The 20,742-nt window shown below is 45.0% G+C and carries 21 protein-coding genes and 1 pseudogene; 19 read left to right on the top strand and 3 right to left on the bottom strand.

Features of this window, described 5'->3' with window-relative positions; translation table 11 throughout:
• Positions 1-81 precede the first annotated feature (81 nt).
• The 4 genes from QT974_RS05410 to QT974_RS05395 all read left to right on the top strand — a co-directional run bounded on the left by QT974_RS05410 (position 82) and on the right by QT974_RS05395 (position 4,598).
• Positions 82-1,305 carry a glycoside hydrolase family 10 protein gene (locus tag QT974_RS05410; RefSeq protein WP_333467500.1) on the top strand — a complete coding sequence of 408 codons (1,224 nt, stop codon included), beginning with the start codon at positions 82-84 and terminating at the stop codon, positions 1,303-1,305.
• A 138-nt stretch (positions 1,306-1,443) separates the two neighbouring features.
• Positions 1,444-2,127 carry a TIGR02117 family protein gene (locus tag QT974_RS05405; RefSeq protein WP_333467496.1) on the top strand — a complete coding sequence of 228 codons (684 nt, stop codon included), beginning with the start codon at positions 1,444-1,446 and terminating at the stop codon, positions 2,125-2,127.
• A gap of 134 nt (positions 2,128-2,261) precedes the next feature.
• Positions 2,262-3,035: a 1-(5-phosphoribosyl)-5-[(5-phosphoribosylamino)methylideneamino]imidazole-4-carboxamide isomerase gene (hisA, locus tag QT974_RS05400; RefSeq protein ID WP_333467499.1), complete on the top strand. Its 774-nt coding sequence runs from the start codon at positions 2,262-2,264 to the stop codon at positions 3,033-3,035.
• Positions 3,036-3,179: 144 nt separating this feature from the next.
• Entirely contained in the window at positions 3,180-4,598 is a 1,419-nt protein-coding gene (locus QT974_RS05395) for a cation:proton antiporter (protein ID WP_333467495.1), read from the top strand.
• A gap of 477 nt (positions 4,599-5,075) precedes the next feature.
• On the opposite strand, the gene serS is transcribed toward QT974_RS05395, so the two are convergent.
• Positions 5,076-6,356 carry a serine--tRNA ligase gene (gene serS / locus QT974_RS05390; RefSeq protein ID WP_333467494.1) on the bottom strand — a complete coding sequence of 427 codons (1,281 nt, stop codon included), beginning with the start codon at positions 6,354-6,356 and terminating at the stop codon, positions 5,076-5,078.
• Between the two features lie 774 nt (positions 6,357-7,130).
• Here serS and QT974_RS05385 point away from each other — a divergent pair.
• The 4 genes and pseudogenes from QT974_RS05385 (at position 7,131) to QT974_RS05370 (ending at position 10,712) form a co-directional block, all read left to right on the top strand.
• Positions 7,131-7,730 (top strand): IS607 family transposase, encoded by a 600-nt coding sequence (locus QT974_RS05385; protein WP_333467493.1) that lies wholly within the window; start codon positions 7,131-7,133, stop codon positions 7,728-7,730.
• Positions 7,721-8,990, top strand: a pseudogene (locus tag QT974_RS05380) (RNA-guided endonuclease InsQ/TnpB family protein). The gene QT974_RS05385 and the pseudogene QT974_RS05380 overlap by 10 nt, the downstream one beginning before the upstream one ends.
• 47 nt (positions 8,991-9,037) lie before the next feature.
• Complete coding sequence (locus QT974_RS05375; protein ID WP_333467498.1) at positions 9,038-10,213, top strand: glycosyltransferase family 4 protein; 1,176 nt, start codon at positions 9,038-9,040, stop codon at positions 10,211-10,213.
• Between the two features lie 118 nt (positions 10,214-10,331).
• Positions 10,332-10,712, top strand: a complete 381-nt coding sequence (locus QT974_RS05370; protein ID WP_333467492.1) for a hypothetical protein — start codon at positions 10,332-10,334, stop codon at positions 10,710-10,712.
• A 308-nt stretch (positions 10,713-11,020) separates the two neighbouring features.
• Here QT974_RS05370 and QT974_RS05365 read toward each other — a convergent pair whose 3' ends face one another.
• Entirely contained in the window at positions 11,021-11,269 is a 249-nt protein-coding gene (locus QT974_RS05365; RefSeq protein ID WP_333467491.1) for a chlororespiratory reduction protein 7, read from the bottom strand.
• A gap of 287 nt (positions 11,270-11,556) precedes the next feature.
• On the opposite strand from QT974_RS05365, the gene sir reads away from it, so the two are divergent.
• From sir to QT974_RS05325, 8 genes are all read left to right on the top strand, one after another.
• A complete protein-coding gene (gene sir, locus QT974_RS05360; RefSeq protein ID WP_333467490.1) occupies positions 11,557-13,548 on the top strand; it encodes a sulfite reductase, ferredoxin dependent in 1,992 nt (663 codons plus the stop codon).
• A 343-nt stretch (positions 13,549-13,891) separates the two neighbouring features.
• A complete protein-coding gene (locus QT974_RS05355) occupies positions 13,892-14,752 on the top strand; it encodes an RsmE family RNA methyltransferase (RefSeq protein WP_333467489.1) in 861 nt (286 codons plus the stop codon).
• Between the two features lie 59 nt (positions 14,753-14,811).
• Complete coding sequence (locus QT974_RS05350; RefSeq protein WP_333467488.1) at positions 14,812-15,042, top strand: hypothetical protein; 231 nt, start codon at positions 14,812-14,814, stop codon at positions 15,040-15,042.
• Positions 15,032-15,418, top strand: a complete 387-nt coding sequence (locus tag QT974_RS05345; RefSeq protein WP_333467487.1) for a type II toxin-antitoxin system PemK/MazF family toxin — start codon at positions 15,032-15,034, stop codon at positions 15,416-15,418. The genes QT974_RS05350 and QT974_RS05345 overlap by 11 nt, the downstream gene beginning before the upstream one ends.
• Positions 15,419-15,478: 60 nt before the next feature.
• Complete coding sequence (locus QT974_RS05340) at positions 15,479-15,892, top strand: lysozyme inhibitor LprI family protein (RefSeq protein WP_333467486.1); 414 nt, start codon at positions 15,479-15,481, stop codon at positions 15,890-15,892.
• A 3-nt stretch (positions 15,893-15,895) separates the two neighbouring features.
• The gene (locus QT974_RS05335; RefSeq protein WP_333467485.1) at positions 15,896-16,240 is read left to right on the top strand and encodes a hypothetical protein; all 345 of its coding nucleotides are present in this window, start codon (positions 15,896-15,898) and stop codon (positions 16,238-16,240) included.
• 205 nt (positions 16,241-16,445) lie between these two features.
• Positions 16,446-17,213 (top strand): hypothetical protein, encoded by a 768-nt coding sequence (locus QT974_RS05330; RefSeq protein ID WP_333467484.1) that lies wholly within the window; start codon positions 16,446-16,448, stop codon positions 17,211-17,213.
• A 222-nt stretch (positions 17,214-17,435) separates the two neighbouring features.
• Complete coding sequence (locus QT974_RS05325; protein WP_333467483.1) at positions 17,436-18,593, top strand: tetratricopeptide repeat protein; 1,158 nt, start codon at positions 17,436-17,438, stop codon at positions 18,591-18,593.
• A 90-nt stretch (positions 18,594-18,683) separates the two neighbouring features.
• Here the strand turns inward: QT974_RS05325 and QT974_RS05320 are convergent, their stop codons facing one another.
• Positions 18,684-19,160 carry a hypothetical protein gene (locus tag QT974_RS05320; protein ID WP_333467482.1) on the bottom strand — a complete coding sequence of 159 codons (477 nt, stop codon included), beginning with the start codon at positions 19,158-19,160 and terminating at the stop codon, positions 18,684-18,686.
• Positions 19,161-19,475: 315 nt separating this feature from the next.
• On the opposite strand from QT974_RS05320, the gene QT974_RS05315 reads away from it, so the two are divergent.
• Genes QT974_RS05315 through QT974_RS05305 form a run of 3 tightly spaced genes read left to right on the top strand, consistent with a single transcriptional unit; the run spans position 19,476 to position 20,705 of the window.
• Complete coding sequence (locus QT974_RS05315; protein ID WP_333467481.1) at positions 19,476-20,093, top strand: esterase/lipase family protein; 618 nt, start codon at positions 19,476-19,478, stop codon at positions 20,091-20,093.
• Positions 20,094-20,095: 2 nt separating this feature from the next.
• Positions 20,096-20,380: an esterase/lipase family protein gene (locus QT974_RS05310; RefSeq protein WP_333467480.1), complete on the top strand. Its 285-nt coding sequence runs from the start codon at positions 20,096-20,098 to the stop codon at positions 20,378-20,380.
• A gap of 4 nt (positions 20,381-20,384) precedes the next feature.
• The gene (locus QT974_RS05305) at positions 20,385-20,705 is read left to right on the top strand and encodes a hypothetical protein (protein WP_333467479.1); all 321 of its coding nucleotides are present in this window, start codon (positions 20,385-20,387) and stop codon (positions 20,703-20,705) included.
• Positions 20,706-20,742: the final 37 nt, after the last annotated feature.

Genomic DNA, 20,742 nt, shown 5'->3' with positions numbered 1-20,742 from the left:
GCGGTTGAAACCGCGGCTATACAGACAAAACAAGCCGGACGCCGGTTGAAGAATAAAGGTGCGCCACGCGCACCCTACAGTATGATATTAGATTGTGGTGTTTGCGAAAAATTGATGATTAAACTGCACAAATGGCGGCGGATAGTGGCTTTAATAGTTGTTTTTGCGATCGCCCTTACCTCCTCCGCCATTTTCTCCCCCCGAATCGAAGCTCAAACTGCGCCCAAAACCCCAACAACCGAATTGCGCGGCATCTGGCTGACGAACATTGACAGCGACGTTATTTTCTCCCGCAGCAACATCATTGACGCTGTAAACCGACTGGACAAACTAAACTTTAATACCATTTATCCCACGGTTTGGCAAGGAGGCTACACGCTTTATCCCAGCGCTGTAGCCAAACGAGTATTCGGACAGTCGATCGACCCATTACCAGGATTGCAAGACCGAGACATTCTCAAAGAAATTATAGCACAATCCCACAAAAAAAGTATAGCAGTAATCCCGTGGTTTGAGTTTGGTTTCATGGCTCCCGCCGAATCGGAATTAGCCAGACTTCACCCCGACTGGCTGGCGAGGCGGCGCGACGGTTCAACTATTTGGAAAGAAGGCACGCACGATCGAGTTTGGCTGAATCCTTTTCATGCGGAAGTCCAGAAATTTATCTTAGATTTAATCTTAGAAATCGTCGATAATTACGATATAGATGGCATTCAATTTGACGACCACTTCGGTTTGCCCGTAGAGTTTGGCTACGAGCCGCAAACAGTGTTAATGTATGAGAAACAAATCAAAAGCCCTCCCTCCAATGACGCCCGCGAAACCTTCTGGATACGCTGGCGCGCCGACAAAATCAACGACTTCATGGGGCGAATTTCTCGCGCCATCAAATCCCGCAAACAAAAATGTATTATTAGTTTATCTCCCAATCCCTTGCACTTTGCTTTACCCGCCCACTTGCAGGACTGGTTTACCTGGGAAAGACGCGGTTACATCGAAGAACTTATAGTACAGGTGTATCGCAGCGACATCAAGCGTTTTAATGCCGAATTGGAACGGGAAGAAGTCAAACTCGCTAAAAAGCACATTCCAACTGCGATCGGTATTTTAACAGGTTTGAAAAACAGTTCTATTCCGCTGTCACAAATTCAAGAGCAAGTCCAAGCAGTCCGAAACAGAAATTTTGCTGGAGTTTCCTTCTTTTTCTATGAAAGCTTGTCAAATTGGGCCAGCGAAACTCCCGAAAAGCGAAATTCTGCCCTGCAAGAATTCTTTCCCACAAAGATGCAACGCCCGCCAGTTTAAAACCTTTCGTAGGGAGGACTGAGCGTCCTTCTTTTTCCCCGTAGGGTGTGTCGCTCTCGAATCGCTTCAAATCACAGCGAAAATTTCTACAGCGACGCACCATATCGATACCTATACAAATCTCGCTCTTATCTAAAATTGTTAAATAAAAAACTTATTTGCCGCATTTGTATTCTTAATTTATGTCTGATTGCTGTCATTGCTGCAATCGGCTACCTGACTCCCAGAAAGTGGGGAGACTTCTCGCAAAAAGATTGCACGGTTATCGTACAAGTTTCTAACCAAGGCATCCACACCGAAATCATCGTTCCCGTTAAAAATAAATACTTTAACTGGAATCAATATTTACCAATCACACAAATAGGACGGGATGCAAATTATGATTATAAATATTTGTCTTTTGGCTGGGGAGATCGAGCTTTCATGCTGGAAACTCCCAGCTCAGCAACCATCAACCCAGTTATAGCTTTCAAAGCGCTATTTCTCCCTACTCCGTCTACCCTCCACGTTCAAGGTTATCGAGTTTTTCCCCAAAACATAGAAACCAAATGTGTTAAGATTAGTGGGAAAAATTATCGAAGGCTGGTAAATTTCCTGAAAAATACATTCCAATTAGACGCAGCAGGTAATAAAATAAAAATCAGCTACGGGTACTATAACAGTGACAGTTTTTATGAAGCAAAAGGCAGTTACTCGATTTTGAGAACTTGCAATGACTGGACCGCAGAAGCTTTGCGAGAAGCTGAGATCGATACTCCTTTGTGGTCAACTCTATCGTCATCGATTATGTTTCATTTAAATAGCGGTTGCGAATGTATTTAAACAGTTGACAGTTGACAGTTGACAGTTGACAGTTGTTAGTAGGAATCACCAATCACTAACGACCAATGCCCAATGCCCAATTCCCGATGCCCAATTCCCAATTCCCAATTCCCCATTCCCCATTCCCAAATATTATGAATGTAATTCCAGCGATCGACCTTTTGGACGGAAAATGCGTCAGACTCTATCAGGGAGACTATGCCAAGTCCCAAACTTTTAACGAAAATCCCGTGGAAGTCGCCAGACAGTGGGTAAATGAAGGCGCGACAATGCTGCATTTGGTAGACCTCGATGGGGCTAAAGCAGGTCATCCGGTAAACTTAGCAGCTATCGAGGCGATCGTCCGTGCAGTAGACGTTCCCTGTCAATTAGGAGGCGGAATGCGCGATCGCCCTTCTGTCGCGTCAATTCTCAAATTAGGCGTTCAGCGCGCCATTCTCGGCACTGTCGCCGTCGAACAACCGCAATTAGTCGGTGAATTGTGTGCCGAATTTCCAGGTCAAATTCTCGTGGGAATCGATGCCAGAAATGGTAAAGTTGCTACCAGAGGCTGGCTGGAAACTTCCGAAGTTTTAGCAACAGAATTGGCGCAAAAAATGGCCCAATTAGGAGCCGCTGAAATTATTTACACCGACATTCACCGCGACGGTACCATGGAAGGGCCGAATTTGGAATCTTTGCGAGAAATTGCTAACGCCATCTCGATTCCGGTGATTGCTTCCGGCGGCGTTAGTTCGATCGCAGATTTGTTAAGTTTGTTGGCTTTAGAACCAATTGGTGTCAAAAGTGCGATCGTTGGTAGGGCAATTTATACAGGAGATGTCTTGCTAAAAGAAGCAATTCAAGCAGTCGGACAAGGAAGATGGCAGGATGTACCGCCAGATTTAGGTTCTTCAAGCTTTGCTTAAAGTCATGTCGAGTTAATTGGCTACCAAATATCTAGCAGTTATCAATTTTCCGACTAACAGTCAACAGTCAACAGTTAACAGTCAACAGTTAACAGTTAACAGTCAACAGTCAACAGTCAACAGTCAACAGTCAACAGTCAACTCATGTTTTTGAACCATACAATTACAGCCTTAAGTTCAGGGATGACATCTCTGGTTGCTCCCATACCTTTGCTAGCCACAGTCGATCCCGAAAATTCGCCGATCGTCCTCAGCGGAGTTTTGCTCAGTTTAGTAGTGATTTATATCGCCAGTAAATTAGGCGCAGAAGTAGCGAGAAACTTCGATTTGCCCCCCGTATTGGGTGAATTGGTAGCAGGGGTAATTGTCGGCGTGTCTGCTTTACACCTGATCGTTTTTTCCGAAAGCGGGCTGTCAGCTTCAGACTCCGGGATTATGAGTGTTCTGCAATCGCTCAACCATCTATCCCCTGCCGCCCTTACCAGTGTTTTTGAGTCCCAGAGTGAAGTCATTTCTGTGCTGGGCGAATTAGGCGTAATTATTCTGCTGTTTGAAATTGGCTTAGAGTCGGATCTCAATCAACTAAAACAAGTCGGAGTTCAAGCCGTCGTTGTCGCCTGTGTAGGCGTGGCTGTTCCCTTTGCCGCAGGTACTGTCGGCTTGATGGTAATTTTCCACACTCCGGCAATTCCGGCGATTTTTGCAGGTGCGGCTTTGACAGCAACCAGCATCGGAATTACCTCGAAAGTCTTGTCTGATTTAGGACAACTGACATCTAAAGAAGGTCAAATTATTGTGGGTGCGGCGGTAATTGATGATGTGCTGGGAATTATTGTCCTAGCTGTTGTCGCTAGCTTAGCCAAAACTGGTGAAATTGATGTTGTTAATGTCATCTATTTGATTGTCAGCGCCACTGTATTTCTGTTAGGTTCGATTCTGTTGGGCGGTGTCTTCGACAAAACCTTCTCAGCGGTAGTAGCTCAACTCAAAACTCGCGGCAATATTATCATCCCGGCCTTTATTTTCGCCTTATTCATGGCATTTCTGGGCAATGCAATTCATCTGGAAGCGATTTTGGGTGCGTTTGCGGCTGGTTTGGTGTTGGATAAAAGCGATGCGCGCACAGAGTTAGATGAATTGGTGAAACCCATCTCCGATGTAGTTGTGCCCATCTTTTTTGTGACGGTGGGAGCCAGGGCAGATTTGGGAGTTTTGAACCCAGCGATACCGGACAATCGCGCCGGACTTTTGATTGCTGCTTTCTTGATTGTGGTGGCGATTATTGGCAAAATTGTTACAGGTTGGGTGGTGTTTGGTGTGCCCGGAATCAATCGATGGGCGATCGGAGTGGGGATGATTCCTCGGGGCGAAGTCGGGTTAGTTTTTGCTGGTATTGGTTCGGCTAGCGGAGTGTTGGATAAACCGTTGGAAGTTTCGATTATTATCATGGTGATTCTGACGACTTTTTTAGCTCCGCCTTTTCTGAGGATTGCCTTTGGGGACACGATTGAGCCTCCTGCTAGTGGCGAGCCTTCTAACGACAAAACCGCGATTAGCGGGTAACTGTGTAACGGGAATCGAATTCCCTAAATCTTGTTGATTAAAACAACGAGTGGTGCGGGCCAGCCAGCCCGAAAAATCTCCGTTATCAGCCTAGTTATATCGCAATACGGTTAACTTAAGACGGCCCGAAGAGAGGAACGCTATACATGAACGCGGTCTCTTATGAAAGCAAACAAGAGTATATATTTTTCATGAGTTTTCCCTGTTGTCATCTTTTAAGTAAACCGTATTGAGTTATATCGTTTCCGGTTGCATCGGAATTATATATTTCAATCGTCGAGAGTGCGAGCCTGCAATAGCTCGCACAGCGAGGCGGCGAGTGTTCGATCGCACTAGATAATTTCGATGTTACTGGACTTGATATGACGGCCCTGAGATGCTCCCAGCATTGACTGAAGTAGTCAATACCAATCTGTAAGGACTTGAGTCATAATTTTTGCTAAGACAATGACTGAAGTCCCAACGAGCGAACCTGGTTTACAAAATTTCGCGTCCGAGATAAGATTGCAGCACCAACGGCACTTTTACTGTCCCATCCGGCTGCTGATAATTCTCCAAAATAGCAGCCATTGTCCGGCCCACAGCCAAACCAGAACCGTTAAGCGCGTGCACGAATTGAGTACCTTTTTTCCCCGCTTCTTTAAAGCGAATATTTGCCCGCCGCGCTTGAAAATCGGCGACATTGGAACAACTCGAAATCTCGCGGTATTTGCCCGCAGAAGGCAGCCAGACTTCTAAATCGTAGGTTTTTGTCGCGGCGAAACCTAAGTCGCCGGTACAAAGCTCGATCGCCCGATAAGGCAATTTCAGCGCCTGCAAAACACCCTCAGCATCCTGCACCAGTTGTTCGTGCTCAGCCTCCGAGGTACTCGGATGCACCAGTTTCACCAATTCCACCTTATTAAATTGGTGCAACCGAATCAATCCTCGCGTATCCTTGCCGTAACTTCCCGCTTCCCGGCGAAAACAAGGAGTAAAAGAACAGTGATAAATTGGCAACTGTTCTGCTGTCAATATTTCACCTCGGTACAAATTGACAACCGGAACTTCGGAAGTAGGAATCAACCACAAATCGTCTTGCTCGCACTTGAAACTTTCTTCAGCAAATTTCGGCAATTGACCTGTTGCAGTGAGGGATTCAGTGTTAACTAAAAGTGGGGGAATTACTTCTACATAACCAGCTTTTGTATGGCGGTCGAGCATGAATTGAATAATCGCTCTTTCCAGAGCCGCACCTGCTCCAACTAACGTAACAAAGCGGGGAGCAGCGATTTTTACAGCCCGTTCAAAGTTGAGAATTCCCAATTTTTCGCCAATTTCCCAGTGCGGTAAAATCTCGGGATTTTGGGGAATGTATTCGTCTCCCCAGCGGCGGATTTCGACATTTTCTTCTTCATTTTTACCTAACGGAGTTGACTTACCGGGCAAGTTCGGCAATGGTAACAATAACGCTTCTATTTGAGCTTTTAAGTCTTTTTCCTGTGCTTGCAATTCGTTCGACTGCGTGCCGACTGCGTTACCTTCTGCTTGCAAAGTTTGAATTTCGGGAGATTCCAGAGGTAAACCCGATTTTCTTTTTTGCCCGATGAGCTTGGCTATTTCGTTGCTGCGGGCTTGCAGTTGCGATCGCTTCCCTTCCAACTCCCGCTGCTGTATGTCTAATTGCAAAATCGGCTCGATTTCGTAGTTGCCTCCGCGAGTGTTGAGGCCCTCTTGTACGGCTTGCGGATTTTCTCGGATTAATTTGAGGTCTAGCACGGATTTATTTTAAATAATATAGGACTTGCGATCGCCAACCAGATTTCTGGGAAAATATCAGCTTTCGCGAGCATAAATCTACCAATTTACAGGGCTTATGAGGATTTTTGCGTCTGTCCTATCTTAATTTAACAGCGACAAGGCGATCGAACATACAAGCTTTGACAATCATTGATCCCCTAAAACATAACTTATTCTCATCAAAAAATCTTCCTTGGTGTCACCCATGATGGGTGATACCCCACAAAATGATGCTATAGTAAACACATTAGTAGATGCACCCTGATAATTTTCTCCCCGAACCAGCGATGGTGAGGGGCTTTTTGTTTTTTGGGCGACATGAAAGCCGAGACGGGGTTTGCTACCCGGAGGTGGCACGCACCCGTCAAAGGTACGTTGTTGCGCTTAAGCGCTTCGTCATATATAGAACCCATTTGACATCTTTGAGGCTTCAAGCCTTGTAATCATCAGCCTCATCAAACACAGATTAACGTTCATGTGGTGTAGGGATGAAGCTTCGAGGGAACAATCGCTCATAAAAACCCGATTTTTGATGTCCAAATGCTTCATCCTCCCCAGGATGGGCGATTTAAAAGCTCTCAAATGGGTTCTATAAAGAGCGCTCTTCGCGCAACAACATACCTAGTAAGATTGTCGATATTTAATTAAGGATTTTTCATGGCGACGCACCCTACGACTTCTGGTATTGTAAAACTTCATTAAGTTTGTAAGCAGCAGTAAGCGATGGTGGTATCCTGTAATCAGGAGGTCAAAATGAAACTACCTGACTACGCCAAAGCAATAGGCATAAGTTACACAACTGCGTGGCGGTGGTGGAAAGCAAATAAATTGCCACATCCGGCACGGCAGACGGAAAGCGGTCTGATTATAGTTGATTACTTGCCACAATCACCATCAAATCAGGTCAAGAAGAACCGAGTCGCCATTTACAGTCGAGTCTCATCTTCAGAAAACAAAGATCACCTCAACCGCCAATCGGAGAGGCTGACTGAGTACGCCATTGTAAACGGTTATCAAATCGTTAGAAATGTCAAAGAAATTGGCAGCGGATTGAACGACCACCGAAAACAGTTGGAAGCATTACTGCAACAAGATGACTACGACATTTTATTAGTTGAAAACAAAGACCGTTTGGCTCGATTTGGCACAAACTATCTAGACGTTCTACTACTGAGATTGGGAATTAAATTAGAAATAGTTAACTTAGCAGAAAATGGAAAAGATGAATTGATGCAAGACTTAGTGGCTATAGTCACAAGCTTTGCTGCTCGACTCTACGGACAACGACGCGCCAGCAGAAAAACGGAAAAAATAATTGCCGAGTTGAAAGACGGAGGTGCTGAATGCAACTAGCAGAAAGGCATATAATTAAATCAACGGAACCCCGCTTTATCGAAATTGACTTGCCTAGCTTTCAAATCCAAAAATCTGTACAACGCCGCTAACTACGTCATTCGTCAGAGTTTCATTTACGGATGGGGCTATGTCAATTACAACGAGATGAGCCGATTGATGAAGTTTCACGAAGCATACAAGGCAATGCCAGCTAAAGTAAGTCAGCAAATCTTGATGGTTATAGATAAGAATTGGCAATCGTTTTTTGAAGCGGCTAAAGCTTACAAAACTGATTCCTCAAAATTTACTGGTCGTCCAAAATTACCTAAATACAAAGATAAAATGAAAGGTCGAAACCTTCTCGTTTATACGATTCAGGCGATTAGCCGTAAATTTATCAACAAAGGAATCATCAAACTTTCCGGTACTGAACTCTCAATTAAAACTAAAGTCAACCCTGACCGAATTTGTCAGGTCAGGTTGGTTCCGAAATGCGATTGTTATGTAGTTGAGGTAATTTATGATGAATCGGAGTCCACCGCTAAAAATAATAATTTTGCAGCCGGCATCGATTTAGGACTGAATAATTTAGTGGCGTTAACTTCAAACCAACCGGGTTTTGTCCCGCTGTTGATTAACGGGCGACCATTGAAGTCAATCAACCAGTTCTATAACAAGCGTTGTTCGCGATTGCAATCCCAATTGAAAGGGAACTGCAAAACTTCACCTCGAATTCAACGGCTAACTCGCTGTCGCCATCAAAAAGTAGACAATTACTTGCACCACACAAGTCGCACGATTGTCGATATTTTGGTCGCACAACAAATTGGGACGCTAGTGATTGGCAAAAATGCACAGTGGAAAACCGATATCAATATCGGGAAGCAGACTAATCAAAACTTTGTCAGTATTCCTCACGCTCGATTAATTGAGATGTTGGAGTACAAGGCTTTCTTAGTGGGAATCAAGGTAATTGTACAGGAGGAATCTTTCACTTCCAAAGCCAACTTTATAGGCTTAGATTCAATTCCTGTTTACGGAAAAACCGAAAAAAAACCTGTGTTTACCGGGAAACGGATTAAGCGAGGTTTGTACAAAACATCGACTGGTCAGTTAATTAATTCTGACGTGAATGGTTCTTTTAACATTCTCAGAAAAGCAATCCCAAATGCGTTCAGCGATGGGATAGGGAGCTGCGTACTTGGGCCGAGGCGGGTTAATCCGCTTAAAGTGAAAGTGAAGGGGGAGGGACTTGAAGCCTCCCATGTCTATAAATGACTATACTTTTACCAGCTATGGTGCCAGCCGATGCGGGTTTTGTTTGTATGGAGGCCGTTTTAACCGCCCAGTCTTCTTGCTTGTTCTGTTTCCTCGAAATATTTTGTAGTGAAGGGGGAATTCAATCCTACAGTCAAGACATCCTGAAAGCTTACCTGTCACTAACCGCAGCCAACAACTTGCCGCCAGCATCCGTTTTACTATTGCGAGATGGTGCAGATTGTCACAATCCCTTCGATTCAAAAAATCTCAAATTTTATTACCTAAAAACCGAGCCCGCCGCGTTGGGCCGCCTGAAGTTTGCCGCCAAATTGCTAACTTGCTTGCTGCAAAAACGACCTGAACGGGTTTTCTGCGGTCACATCAAACTCGCACCGCTAATTAAAATATTATGCCAGCCGCTGGGAATTCCCTACACGATTTTAACTTATGGCAAGGAAGTTTGGGAAACACTTGGGCTAAAATATCAAATAGCAATGAGACAAGCTGACAGCATTTTGACTATTAGCAGGTACACGCGCGATTCCCTACGGGATAGCTTCGCCGCGCGTACTTGCGAACTCAACAACTTAAATCCCGAAAAATTCCAAATAGTGCCTTGTACTGTAGATGACAAGATATTTACTATCGGTTCCAAACCCGGGCATTTATTAGAAAAGTACGATCTGCTTGGTGCTAAAATATTGATGACTGTAGCCAGATTGCGATCGCACGATAGTTACAAAGGCGTCGATGTCACAATTCAAGCTTTGCCGGAAATTGCCAAAAGTTTTCCCAATGTAAAATACTTAGTAATTGGACGCGGAGACGATCGCCCTAGATTAGCAAAACTCGCCCTCGATTTGGGAGTTGCCGAAAAAGTAATCTTTGCAGGTTTTGTACCGACAGCAGATTTACCAGCACATTACCAACTTGCGGATGCTTATGTAATGCCCTCCCAGGAAGGCTTCGGTATAGTGTATTTGGAAGCTTTAGCTTGCGGAATACCAGTGCTCGCCGGGGACGCCGACGGTTCGGCAGATCCGCTGCAAGATGGTAAACTGGGATGGCGAGTTCCTCACCGAGATCCAGCAGCAGTAGCGGTTGCTTGTGTGGAAATGCTGCGAGGAAAGGATAAAAGGTGCGATCGCGACTGGTTGAGGGAACAAACCCTGTCAAAATTTAGTTTTGAATCACTTTGTCAATCCTTACAAGGGATTTTTCAACCCTCACACACTGATTAACTCATAACCTAGAGAGCGGTTTCTGAGTGTACAATAGCAAGATTAACTCGATCGACCGCCTGAATTTCTGAGTAGGATAGAGTTATGCCTACCAGCAAAGACACCAAAGGAGACCACCGTGAACCAAGGCACCCCCAAAATCTCTTTAAACCTACCCCGTATTAGCAATTGGCTGATACTGCTGGGCATCGCCTGCGTGTTGGTGTCAATTGGTTTGGGTTGGATAGTAAAATCATTGTTGATTGTAGTAGGTTTGTTGCTGCTGACACCTGTGGTGGGATTTTTCGCGCTTCAGTGGTGGCTGAAACGGAATTTAATTGAAGACAAGTGTCCAGTTTGTCAATACGAATTCACAGCTTTAAATCAAACTCAGTTTCAGTGTGCCAACTGCGGTGAACCTTTGAAAATAGAGGAAGGTCATTTTAGCCGTTTGACGCCGCCCGGTACGATCGATGTTACCGCAGTTGAAGTATCATCTGTTCAACAGTTAGAAGATTAATTGGGAATTGGGCATGGGCCAAACAGGGCATGGGGCATGGGGCATGGGGCATGGGGCATGGGCCAAACAGGGCATGGGGCATGGGGCATGGGGCATGGGGCATGGGGCATGGGCTTGCGCAGGGCATTGGCTTGCGCAGGGCATTGGGCATGAGTTAGTTGTTGGTTATTTTTGTTATTTGTTATTTGCTATTTGTTACTTGTTATTTGTTATTTGTTACTTGTTACTTGTTGGTTCTAATAACCAATTCTCCATGCCCGATGCCCAATTCCCGATGCCCTGCGCAAGCCAATGCCCGATTCCCAAAATTATTTTTCTAAACGCACTGCGTACCACTGCAAAAACTTTCCAGGCCCGACATCTAATTCACAATAAGTATCAATTAAATACTTAGCTTGAGCTTCCACCGAAGGAAATTTCAGCACGTCAGCCGGCAAATCTTCGTGTTGTTGAGCTAAAACCGCTTTCAGCTTTTCTAATAGTTCCGCCGCCGTCAAAAATTGCTCCGGCTGGTTTGTTTCTAACACCACAAAGGTGTCTTCGTCATACAGTGACATAGTTTTAAAGGTTGAGGTTAATTCTTTCTAAAGTTTTGTTCGCTGAAGCGATCGAAAGTATAAACTCTTAATTACAATTTTCAGACCCCAGCTCGATCGTGTTAAAATACAAGAACATCAGAATTCCTACCGGATTACCGTTATTAACTTAGTTATGAACCGAGTTGTCAACAAATCCGACACAGCATTTCTGAGTAAATTTGTCAAGTGCAAATTTGTCAAGTGTCAAATTCTCAAGAAATATTCGATCGACCTTTATCTAATTATAACTGGCACTACACATTCCCATGATTACATCTACCACTTCAACCCCTGCGGCGCGCAAGCCCTCTAAATCAGAAGGTCTCAAAGAACGCAGCAACTATTTACGAGAACCCGTTGCGACTGAACTGTTACAAGAAACAACCCACTTCACCGAAGACGGGATTCAGATTCTCAAATTTCACGGCTCGTACCAGCAAGACAACCGCGACAATCGAGTCAAAGGACAAGAAAAAGACTATCAGTTCATGCTCCGCACCCGCAATCCCGGCGGCTTTGTTCCACCCCAGCTATTCTTAGCATTAGACAAGCTATCAGAAGACTACGGCAACCACACGCTGCGCGTCACAACCCGCCAAGGTTTCCAAATTCACGGCGTGCTGAAAAAAAATCTTAAAGCAGTGTTTTCCTCAATTATTAAAAATATGGGGTCAACCTTGGGAGCTTGCGGCGACTTGAACCGCAACGTCATGGCACCGCCAGCACCTTACAAAAATCGCCCAGAATACCAGTATGCTTTGCAATACGCCAACAATATCGCCGATTTGCTGACGCCGCAAACCGGTGCTTATTACGAAATTTGGCTCGACGGCGAAAAGGCTGTTAGTGCTGAGGAAGACCCCGCAGTCAAGGCCGCCAGACAGCAAAACGGCAACGGCACCATCTTTAGCGACGATCGGGAAGAGCCGATTTACGGCGAGCATTATATGCCGCGCAAGTTCAAGTGTTCCGTTACCGTACCGGGAGACAATTCAATTGACTTGTACTCTCAGGATTTGACATTGGTGGTAATTACCAATCAAGCTGGCGAGTTGCAAGGTTTTGACGTGTTTGCCGGCGGCGGTTTGGGTCGCACTCACAACAAAGAAGAAACTTTTGCTCGCGTTGCGGACGAGATTTGCTATGTTGCCAAGGATGATGTTTACAATTTGGTCAAGGCAATTGTAGCAACGCAAAGAGATTTTGGCGATCGCACAGACAGACGACACGCCCGACTCAAGTACCTGATTAACGACAAAGGCGTCAAGTGGTTCAGCGAAAAAGTAGCCGAATATTTTGGCAAACCGCTAGAAGCGTTTAAACCGCTGCCTGAGTGGAAGTATTTTGATTTCTTGGGCTGGCACGAACAAGGCGATGGCAAGCTATTTGTCGGCATTTCCGTAGAAAACGGCCGGATTAAGGATGAAGGCTCGTTTCAGCTAAAAACGGCTTTGCGGGAAATCGTGCAGAAGTACAATTTGCCTCTGCTGGTGACACCGCACCAAAACGTGACGGTTTACGATATTTCCCCGGAGATCAAATCCGAAATTCAAGGAATACTCGATCGCAGCGGCATTCAAGCAGAAACTGCGATCGATCCTTTGGTACGCTATGCGATGGCGTGTCCCGCCATGCCGACCTGCGGACTGGCAATTACCGAATCCGAGCGCGTGATTCCCAGCATTTTAGAGCGGATTCGGGCGAGTTTGACCAAAGTTGGCTTAGAAGACGAGCATTTTGTAGTGCGGATGACGGGTTGCCCCAATGGATGCGCCCGCCCTTATATGGCAGAATTGGGTTTTGTCGGGAGTTCCCCCGAATCCTACCAGATTTGGCTGGGCGGTTCTCCCTCGCAAACGCGGCTGGCAAAACCAATTGAGGAAAAGCTGCACGTTAATGATTTTGAAGCTTTTCTAGAGCCGATTTTTGTGTATTTCAAGCAAAAACGGCAAAAAAGCGAGAGTTTTGGCGATTTTTGCGATCGCGTTGGGTTAGAATCTATCCGTCAATTTGTAACCAATCACCAATCTGCTGACTCGATGACAACTGAGATTAATGATTTAGATGTTACGTCTAGTAACGGCGATGAAAACGAGACTGCCACTGCTGGCGGTGGTAAAGTCCGCCGTCGGATCAGCGTCCGCGATGAAATCTACAACGAGCTCAAAGATGAAGCAGCCCGTCAAGGCAAGCCAATCACGCAGCTAGCGACAGAGGCAATTTCTACTTATTTGAAGAAGATTAAGGAGGAAGCATAAGCCGATTTTCAATTTTCAATTGTCGATCGCATTAGATAGAGTTCAGGCTAAAGTAACATAAGGGCAAAGCATTTGCACAAAAACCTTGAATTGGTCAAATAATTCCGGTTGTAAATGCTTTGCCTTTATTGTTGATGAACAGCTTTCTTGGTTCGATCGTTCGGACTTTAGTCCTAATTGACTAAAAGTCACACCCAGGGTTGAAGTCCGAACGATCAAACGCAAGAGAAAGGACTGAAGTCCGAACGATCAAACCTAAAGTCTCGTTTCTTCTTCTGCGTTCTCTGCGTTCTCTGCGGTTAAATAAAAAAAATTTAATAGAAAACGAGCAATCCAAAATCTCATGGCTCAATTACAAAGATTAGCAGTTACCGACAATCAAATTTGCGATCGAAAAATCGACTTAACGAAAGAACAACAGCATTATTTAAATCGGGTGTTGCGGTTGCAAGCGGGCGATGGATTTATAGCAATGGACGGCCGAGGACATTGGTGGTCAGCAATTCTAGAAGCCCAGGAAACCGGGTTTTTTGCGTCGATAACAGAGGAGATTGCGGTTAACAGGGAGCTTCCCGTCGCAGTGACTTTGATCGCCGCTTTGCCCAAGGGAAACGGCTTTGATGAGGTTGTCCGGCAGGCGACGGAGTTGGGTGTGGCTAGTATTGTGCCCGTGACGAGCGATCGCACTTTGCTCAAACCAAGCGCTCAAAAAGTCGATCGCTGGATCAGGATTGCTGCGGAGGCTGCCGAACAGTCGGAACGTCAAATTGTGCCAGGGATTTTAGAGCCTATTTCGTTTGATTTGGCGGTGAAAGAATGCACTCAAAAATATCGATTTATTTGTGTGGCTCGTGGAGACAATCGCTATTTGTGGGATTGTTTGGCTGGTTTAGAACCCCCCCAGCCCCCCTTGCTCAGGGGGGAGGAAGAGCCGGATGAATTATCGACTGTAATAGCTGGTTTCGATCCCCCCCAGCCCCCCTTAATAAGGGGGGGGCAAAAAGTGGGGGAATTATCGATCGCGATTGCTATTGGCCCGGAAGGTGGCTGGACTGATGGAGAAGTGGAAAGGGCGATCGAATTTGGTTTTGAACCTGTTTCTTTGGGTAGGAGAATCCTGAGGGCGGTAACAGCACCGATGGTGGCTTTATCTTTGGTGGGAGCCGCTTTTGAACAGCCCCCATCCCCAAAAAAAATTCCCTGAAGTGCTAGATATCGTAAACGAAGCTAAAATGTCAATGAGTCATTAGGCATAAAAATAAAATGTTAAAATCAGTAAAGGGTATATATCGAGACGGCAAAGTTGTGTTATTGGAAACTCCGGGCGACTTAACTGAAGGGAAAGTTATCGTTACTTTTCTGGCAGAATCAGGATTAGTAGAGCTGCAATCTCGCGGTATCGATCGGCAACAAGCAGGAGATTTACGGGTAAGGTTGAGAAGGTTTGCAGAGGATTGGGAACGCCCCGAAATGGATGCTTACGATGCTTTATAGGCGAGGTGATGTAGTGCTGGCTCTGTTTCCCAATGCTGATTTGCGCACGGCGAAACGCCGTCCTGTTTTGATAGTTCAAGCTGACAATCTGGGGACTGGTTTAGGACAAACTATTACGGCGATGATTACTAGCAATTTAGCCCGCGCAGGACACCCAAGCCGGGTTTTTGTTTCCCTAGCAACACCGGAAGGTCAGCAAACACGATTGTTAGCTGATTCCGTAATTATGACAGACAATCTGGTGACGCTTCTAGAAGTTGAAATCGATCGCAAAATTGGTATTTGGTCAAATATGGCGGCAGTAGATGCAGCTATCAAACATACTTTGGCAATCCGACCGACAGGGCGAACAGCCAAATATAAAAACAAGGTTTAAATTTATTAAATCAAATCTGTATTGTGTTAAAAGAATTCGTAAAATAGGTGTTTAAGGGCAATGAAAAGAAATTTAAGGAAAAGCCGATCGCTCTTTTGGTCGATCGCGCTTTTGACAATGTTAGCTACAACAGCAGTTTTCGCACAATCGGAGCGCTCTGCGATCGCTCAACAGATTAATTGCGATCGCCCCCAAGGAGATGCACAAGTCAGAGCCTGTATTCGGTTAAAGTATGAACTCGCAGACAAACGGCTGAACGAGGTTTACAAACAACTGATTGCTAAATTGAGCAAGGAAGAGAAAGCCCTACTTTCAGAATCGCAATTAGGATGGATTAAACAGCGAGATAATACTTGCGAGTTTGAAGTGTACAAAAATCGCGGCGGTAGTGGCTTTCAAGGTTTTTTTAATGAATGTTTGGAGCGAGTTACTAAACAGCGCACAGCCGAATTAGAGAAATATTTACAGAAATAAACAATGATGAAAATGCGATCGCCCTTAAGCTTCACAATCAACTTACTAATTTTTAGTGTAGCTTCCCTCCCAATCTTAGCACAATCCACACCGACAATTCAAAGCCTCCCCAATGGCGACTATTTTACGGACAAGCAGGCCAAGCAAATAAAATTGGTACAGAGTACATATTCCTACGCAAATCCAGCAACATCGTTACAGGATTTGCCTACACGAGAAATACTGGAAATAGATATTGTTTTAGAGGTACAGTTAAATCAAGCACTATTACCAATGGCACATACATTTTATTTGAAGAAGGCGAACAGGAACCGCCTACATTTTCTCAATTTCCATCTCTGGATTTAAGTATTTTTTACAGACTGAGCGGTTCAGACAGTCAGGTAAATGGCAGACAACGGCTGACACAATGTATCGAGTTATTCGAGAAAAATAATAAAATTAATAATCAAACTAAATCTCGATAGTAACAAAGATTGATTTTCCTACATCTGCGTTAATTTGCGTGCATCTGTGTTAAAATTCATCAAAAAACCAGAGGTAATTGATAAAAATGCGATCGCCCACAATCACCGCCATTATCTCAGCAGTCTTAGCCACAGCCAGCATCCCAGCAGTTTTCGCCCAACCGCAGCCGCCAGCCACCGCAATCTACATCGATAAAAATTGCCGCCCCAACCAACAACTACCCCAACTTGAAAGATATACTATCTTCTTCAGCAACGAATTCACAACTAACGGTCAAAAATATTTATTCTACAGCGCCCGCTATCAAGATGGAGGCGTAGTTATATGTATATCACAACTAAAATTTAACCAACCAAAAGTTTTAAATCAGCCCAAAATACAAGCTAACTTTATTGATAAAATAGTTCCCGATACAAACAACAAAACAGCCTTTGTCATCACAGTTAGTGAAGGAAATGGCTTAGATGTACCAGTCACAAATTATGGCTTAGATTTCAAAAATGTCGATCGACCAAAACTCACCCCTCTTTCGATCCTACAGCAGCGGGGAACCCTCAAAGACGGCGACCCCAGCCTTCCCAACGGCAGCTTATACCGCGAACACAGCTTCCAAGGACGTGCAAATCAATCCGTCACCATCGACCTCAAAAGCAGGTCATTCAACCATTTCATTACACTGATCTCTGCCAGCGGCGATAAGATTGCAGATATCAAACCTGTGCGTGTGAATGGCCGAGAATCCCAAATAATCGTAAAATTGCCCAGTAACGGCACTTACAAAATAATTGTTCAAGGACTCGATCGCACCAGCAAAGGTTCATACACCCTCAGCATTAATTCCAATCAACTGTAATCTTGGCAAATCCATAAGTTAAGAGGACTTATCCACTCCAACTCCCAGAAACCGGGTTTTTAGCAGAAATAAAGGCTAGAGCGATCGTCTTTTCCTAAAAAACCCCGTTTTTGCCCATCTTTCCCAATCTACAAGTTAACACCTCTGTTGCGGGCGATCGACCACTGGCGGAACCAACCAAACATCAGCCAAGATAGAAACAAACCCATTCCCGCAACCGCCATGACAGACATCAACCAAATAGTCGCCGCCCTCGATAGTCAAGACTACAAAGGCGCCGCCCAACTCATCAAACAACTGCAAAAAGAATCCCCCGAAAATCCCTGGGTACAATACTACATCGGCCGCTACTACGAACTCACCAACAGCCCCGACAAAGCCGAAACAACATACAAACAAATACTCCGCGACATCACCAACCCCAAAATCGTCTCCCAAGCCCGCCAAGGGATTCAGCGGATTGAAACCGCACAACAAAACCTCCGCCAACAAGCAATCGAAACCGCCAAAAACGACCCCAGCAGCCTCGAACCCGGACTCCTCATCCTCGAACCCGTGAGTCCCGAAGACAAACCCGCAGCCGTACAAAACATCAGCAGAATCTTCAACATCGACGCCTACACAACCCGAATGCAAATCCAAAGCCGCGGCTGGAGACTCTACAAAACCGGCCCCATCGCCGAACTCAGAATTTACGGGCAAGAACTCCTCAACGCCGGAATTCCCGTATTTTGGGGCACCCTAGCCGACATTCAAAAAATCCAAATCTTCCGAGTGCAAAACTTCCAGTCTCTCTCTTCCCCAACCGTGGTTTGCAAAGATCGTCTCGATAGAGTTGGTTCCATAGAATTTAACTGGTCAGAAGTCAGCCAAAGAGTAGAAGGATTGTTACCGATATTCATCGAAATCATGGACTACTCGCCCAACCGCAGAAACGAGCAATTTCGGCACAAAGAAATCACCCAAGATTACGCTCAAATCTGCGACTTGCACATTCCCAGCAGAAACACAATTCTGCGAATTTGCGATCAAAGTTACGAATTTCAACAAGGCGTTGACTTCACCAAAATTTCAGCAGCTATCCCAGATTTACCGAACCAGAAAAACACAACTTCCAAAGTCAAAAAATCCCCAGAAATCCCACAAAGTACCACCAGAATCAACTGGAATCACTTGCTGGAAATATTTGACCGACAGCTTGACGTTACAGTGTGGTCAGAATTTACTTTCTTTGCCGAGACCGTCCTAGATTACACGCAGATGTTAAGTAAAATTGACCCTCATGTAGAAGTCGAACGCAAAGCAGAAACTCCTTGGGACGCGGCTTTCCAGCTATACAGTGGATTAGCCTTTCTCAGAAACCAAGGAAACAGGGAATAAAAAAAGGGTGAAAAATTCAAAATGAGCAATCCCATTTTTTTATTTTTCACCCCAGTATTGAGAATTATTCAATACCAAATTCCTTAATTTCTACTTTGTTTTCACCTGACGGGCCATTTCACGGAAATTGTTCATGCTTGGGCCAGGACTCCGACGATTTCCAGTTGGTATCGGCATTAAATTATTAGGAGCAAAAGTCCGAACAGGTTCAGCTTGACTCGGTACTTTGCCGTTAGTTCCAGCAGCAGCAGGTACCTTGGCGGGTTCCGAAGTCTTAGCAGGAACGCTAGCTACTGGTTCTTTTTCTTTCTTGGACTTTTTCTCTACCTTCGCTTTCTTTGCCGGTTCAGACGGCTCAGACTTCACAGCCTCAACTTTTGCCGGTGCTGCTGCAACAGGCTCAGGCTGCTTAGCAACAACAGGTTCAGCCTTTGCAGGTGTAACTTTAGCCGGTTCCTTCGCCGAAGATTCCCCCAAATCCAGGAAATATTCAGACTTTTTCAAGCCCAACAGTCCGCCAAAAAAGCTGAAAATGCCGCCGAAGAAATTTTTGATAAAACCAAACATTAGACTTACTCCTTTTGTTCTTTTAGAGAAATTTGTACAAGTTTGTCAACAAAGTCAGACTACGAGGTAAGGCAACCTTTGTCTACATTTCTTAATCAAAATTTACAGTTTTTGACAAAAAATGCAGAAATTCTAGTATTTTTTACTCAGTAATGCCAGTCTTACCTTTGCACTTATTTACGATTATCTCAGAATTTAGGACATATTCAGTATTTGCTCGCGATATCTCGATCCGATTCGCTAGCTGTCCCAGTAGGGCTCAAACTCCCTAGGGGAGTAATTTATGCTGTAATCGGCAAGTAATTTTTTAGCAAAATGAACAGTTCGCTCGATCGCAATCCCGTCATCCTGATCCACGGCATTTGGGACACAAAGGCTATTTTCAGCAAAATGTCAGCCCGCCTCACCGAACTCGGATGGGCCGTTCACAGCCTCAACCTCACCCCCAACGACGGTAGCCTCGGCCTCGACTCACTAGCCAAGCAACTCGCAGACTACATCAATGAAACCTTCGATCCAGAACAGACTTTAGACATAGTAGGCTACAGCATGGGCGGCATCGTCAGCCGCTACTACGTCCAGCGACTTGGAGGAATTAACCGAGTCGAGCGTTTCATCACCATATCTTCCCCCCACAAAGGAACCCTCACCGCCTATTCCCTACCCCTACCAGGATACCTGGATATGCGCCCCAATAGCGGCTTGCTGCGCGATTTGAATCAAGATGTAACCGTGCTCAAACGCATAAATTTTACATCAATGTGGACGCCATTTGACATCATGATTGTACCGTCGCAAAGTTCCCAACTGCCAGTAGGTAAACAAATTAAAATCAACATCATGCTCCACCGCCAAATGGTGACAGAAGCCCAAAGTATTAACGCATTAGTTGAAGAGCTAAAAGCACCTATTAAAAATAAAATAATCGCGTAAAAATGAATAGCAATTTCAGCCGCAACCCAGTCTTGCTAATTCACGGAATCTTCAGAAAATCGGGGATTTTCCACAAAATGTCTGCCTACCTCAGAGATTTAGGTTGGTCAGTATACACCCTCGATCTATCGCCACACTGGGGCAATGCCAGCATAGATGAATTAGCAAAACAAATGGCAAACTATATAGAAAAAAACTTCGCTCCAGAACATAGCTTAGATATAGTAGGATTGAGCATGGGCGGCTTAGTAACTCGTTACTACCTGCACTCGGTTAGGCGGAACTAACCGAGTGCAGCGTTTTATTGCGATATCTTCCCCTCACAGCGGTACTTGGACGGCTTGGATTCTTTGGGGCAAAGGCTGCGTTCAAATGCGTCCGGGCAGTGCTTTTCTGGAAGATTTAAATCGAGATACTGGGTTGTTAGAAAAGCTAAATTTTACTTCGATTTGGACTGATTGGGATTTGATCATTGTCCCTGCTTCTAGTTCCCAAATATCGGCCGCTAAACAAGTAAAATTGTCCGTGTTCGCCCATGGGATGATGGCGAGGCATGACCGGAGTTTAAAAGCGGTCGCTGAGGCACTTTCAGAACCCTTGAAAAATTATTAGTACCATGTCTCTCAGGTTTGTAGTGAGGACTTTAGTC

It is taken from the genome of Microcoleus sp. BM001215392 (assembly GCF_036700185.1).
Classification (GTDB): domain Bacteria; phylum Cyanobacteriota; class Cyanobacteriia; order Cyanobacteriales; family Microcoleaceae; genus Microcoleus.
Note: the sequence above shows the minus strand (reverse complement) of the source record. Positions and strands in the feature narration are given on the sequence as shown.

Coding starts and splice junctions, on each gene's coding strand:
- QT974_RS05395 (WP_333467495.1), top strand. CDS start 3,180: ATGTTTTTGAACCATACAATTACAGCCTTAAGTTCAGGGATGACATCT.
- QT974_RS05320 (WP_333467482.1), bottom strand. CDS start 19,160: ATGTTTGGTTTTATCAAAAATTTCTTCGGCGGCATTTTCAGCTTTTTT.
- QT974_RS05335 (WP_333467485.1), top strand. CDS start 15,896: ATGATGAAAATGCGATCGCCCTTAAGCTTCACAATCAACTTACTAATT.
- QT974_RS05340 (WP_333467486.1), top strand. CDS start 15,479: ATGAAAAGAAATTTAAGGAAAAGCCGATCGCTCTTTTGGTCGATCGCG.
- QT974_RS05330 (WP_333467484.1), top strand. CDS start 16,446: ATGCGATCGCCCACAATCACCGCCATTATCTCAGCAGTCTTAGCCACA.
- QT974_RS05355 (WP_333467489.1), top strand. CDS start 13,892: ATGGCTCAATTACAAAGATTAGCAGTTACCGACAATCAAATTTGCGAT.
- QT974_RS05310 (WP_333467480.1), top strand. CDS start 20,096: ATGAATAGCAATTTCAGCCGCAACCCAGTCTTGCTAATTCACGGAATC.
- QT974_RS05365 (WP_333467491.1), bottom strand. CDS start 11,269: ATGTCACTGTATGACGAAGACACCTTTGTGGTGTTAGAAACAAACCAG.
- QT974_RS05410 (WP_333467500.1), top strand. CDS start 82: ATGATATTAGATTGTGGTGTTTGCGAAAAATTGATGATTAAACTGCAC.
- QT974_RS05375 (WP_333467498.1), top strand. CDS start 9,038: ATGGAGGCCGTTTTAACCGCCCAGTCTTCTTGCTTGTTCTGTTTCCTC.
- QT974_RS05325 (WP_333467483.1), top strand. CDS start 17,436: ATGACAGACATCAACCAAATAGTCGCCGCCCTCGATAGTCAAGACTAC.
- QT974_RS05350 (WP_333467488.1), top strand. CDS start 14,812: ATGTTAAAATCAGTAAAGGGTATATATCGAGACGGCAAAGTTGTGTTA.
- QT974_RS05315 (WP_333467481.1), top strand. CDS start 19,476: ATGAACAGTTCGCTCGATCGCAATCCCGTCATCCTGATCCACGGCATT.
- QT974_RS05385 (WP_333467493.1), top strand. CDS start 7,131: ATGAAACTACCTGACTACGCCAAAGCAATAGGCATAAGTTACACAACT.
- sir (WP_333467490.1), top strand. CDS start 11,557: ATGATTACATCTACCACTTCAACCCCTGCGGCGCGCAAGCCCTCTAAA.
- QT974_RS05345 (WP_333467487.1), top strand. CDS start 15,032: ATGCTTTATAGGCGAGGTGATGTAGTGCTGGCTCTGTTTCCCAATGCT.
- hisA (WP_333467499.1), top strand. CDS start 2,262: ATGAATGTAATTCCAGCGATCGACCTTTTGGACGGAAAATGCGTCAGA.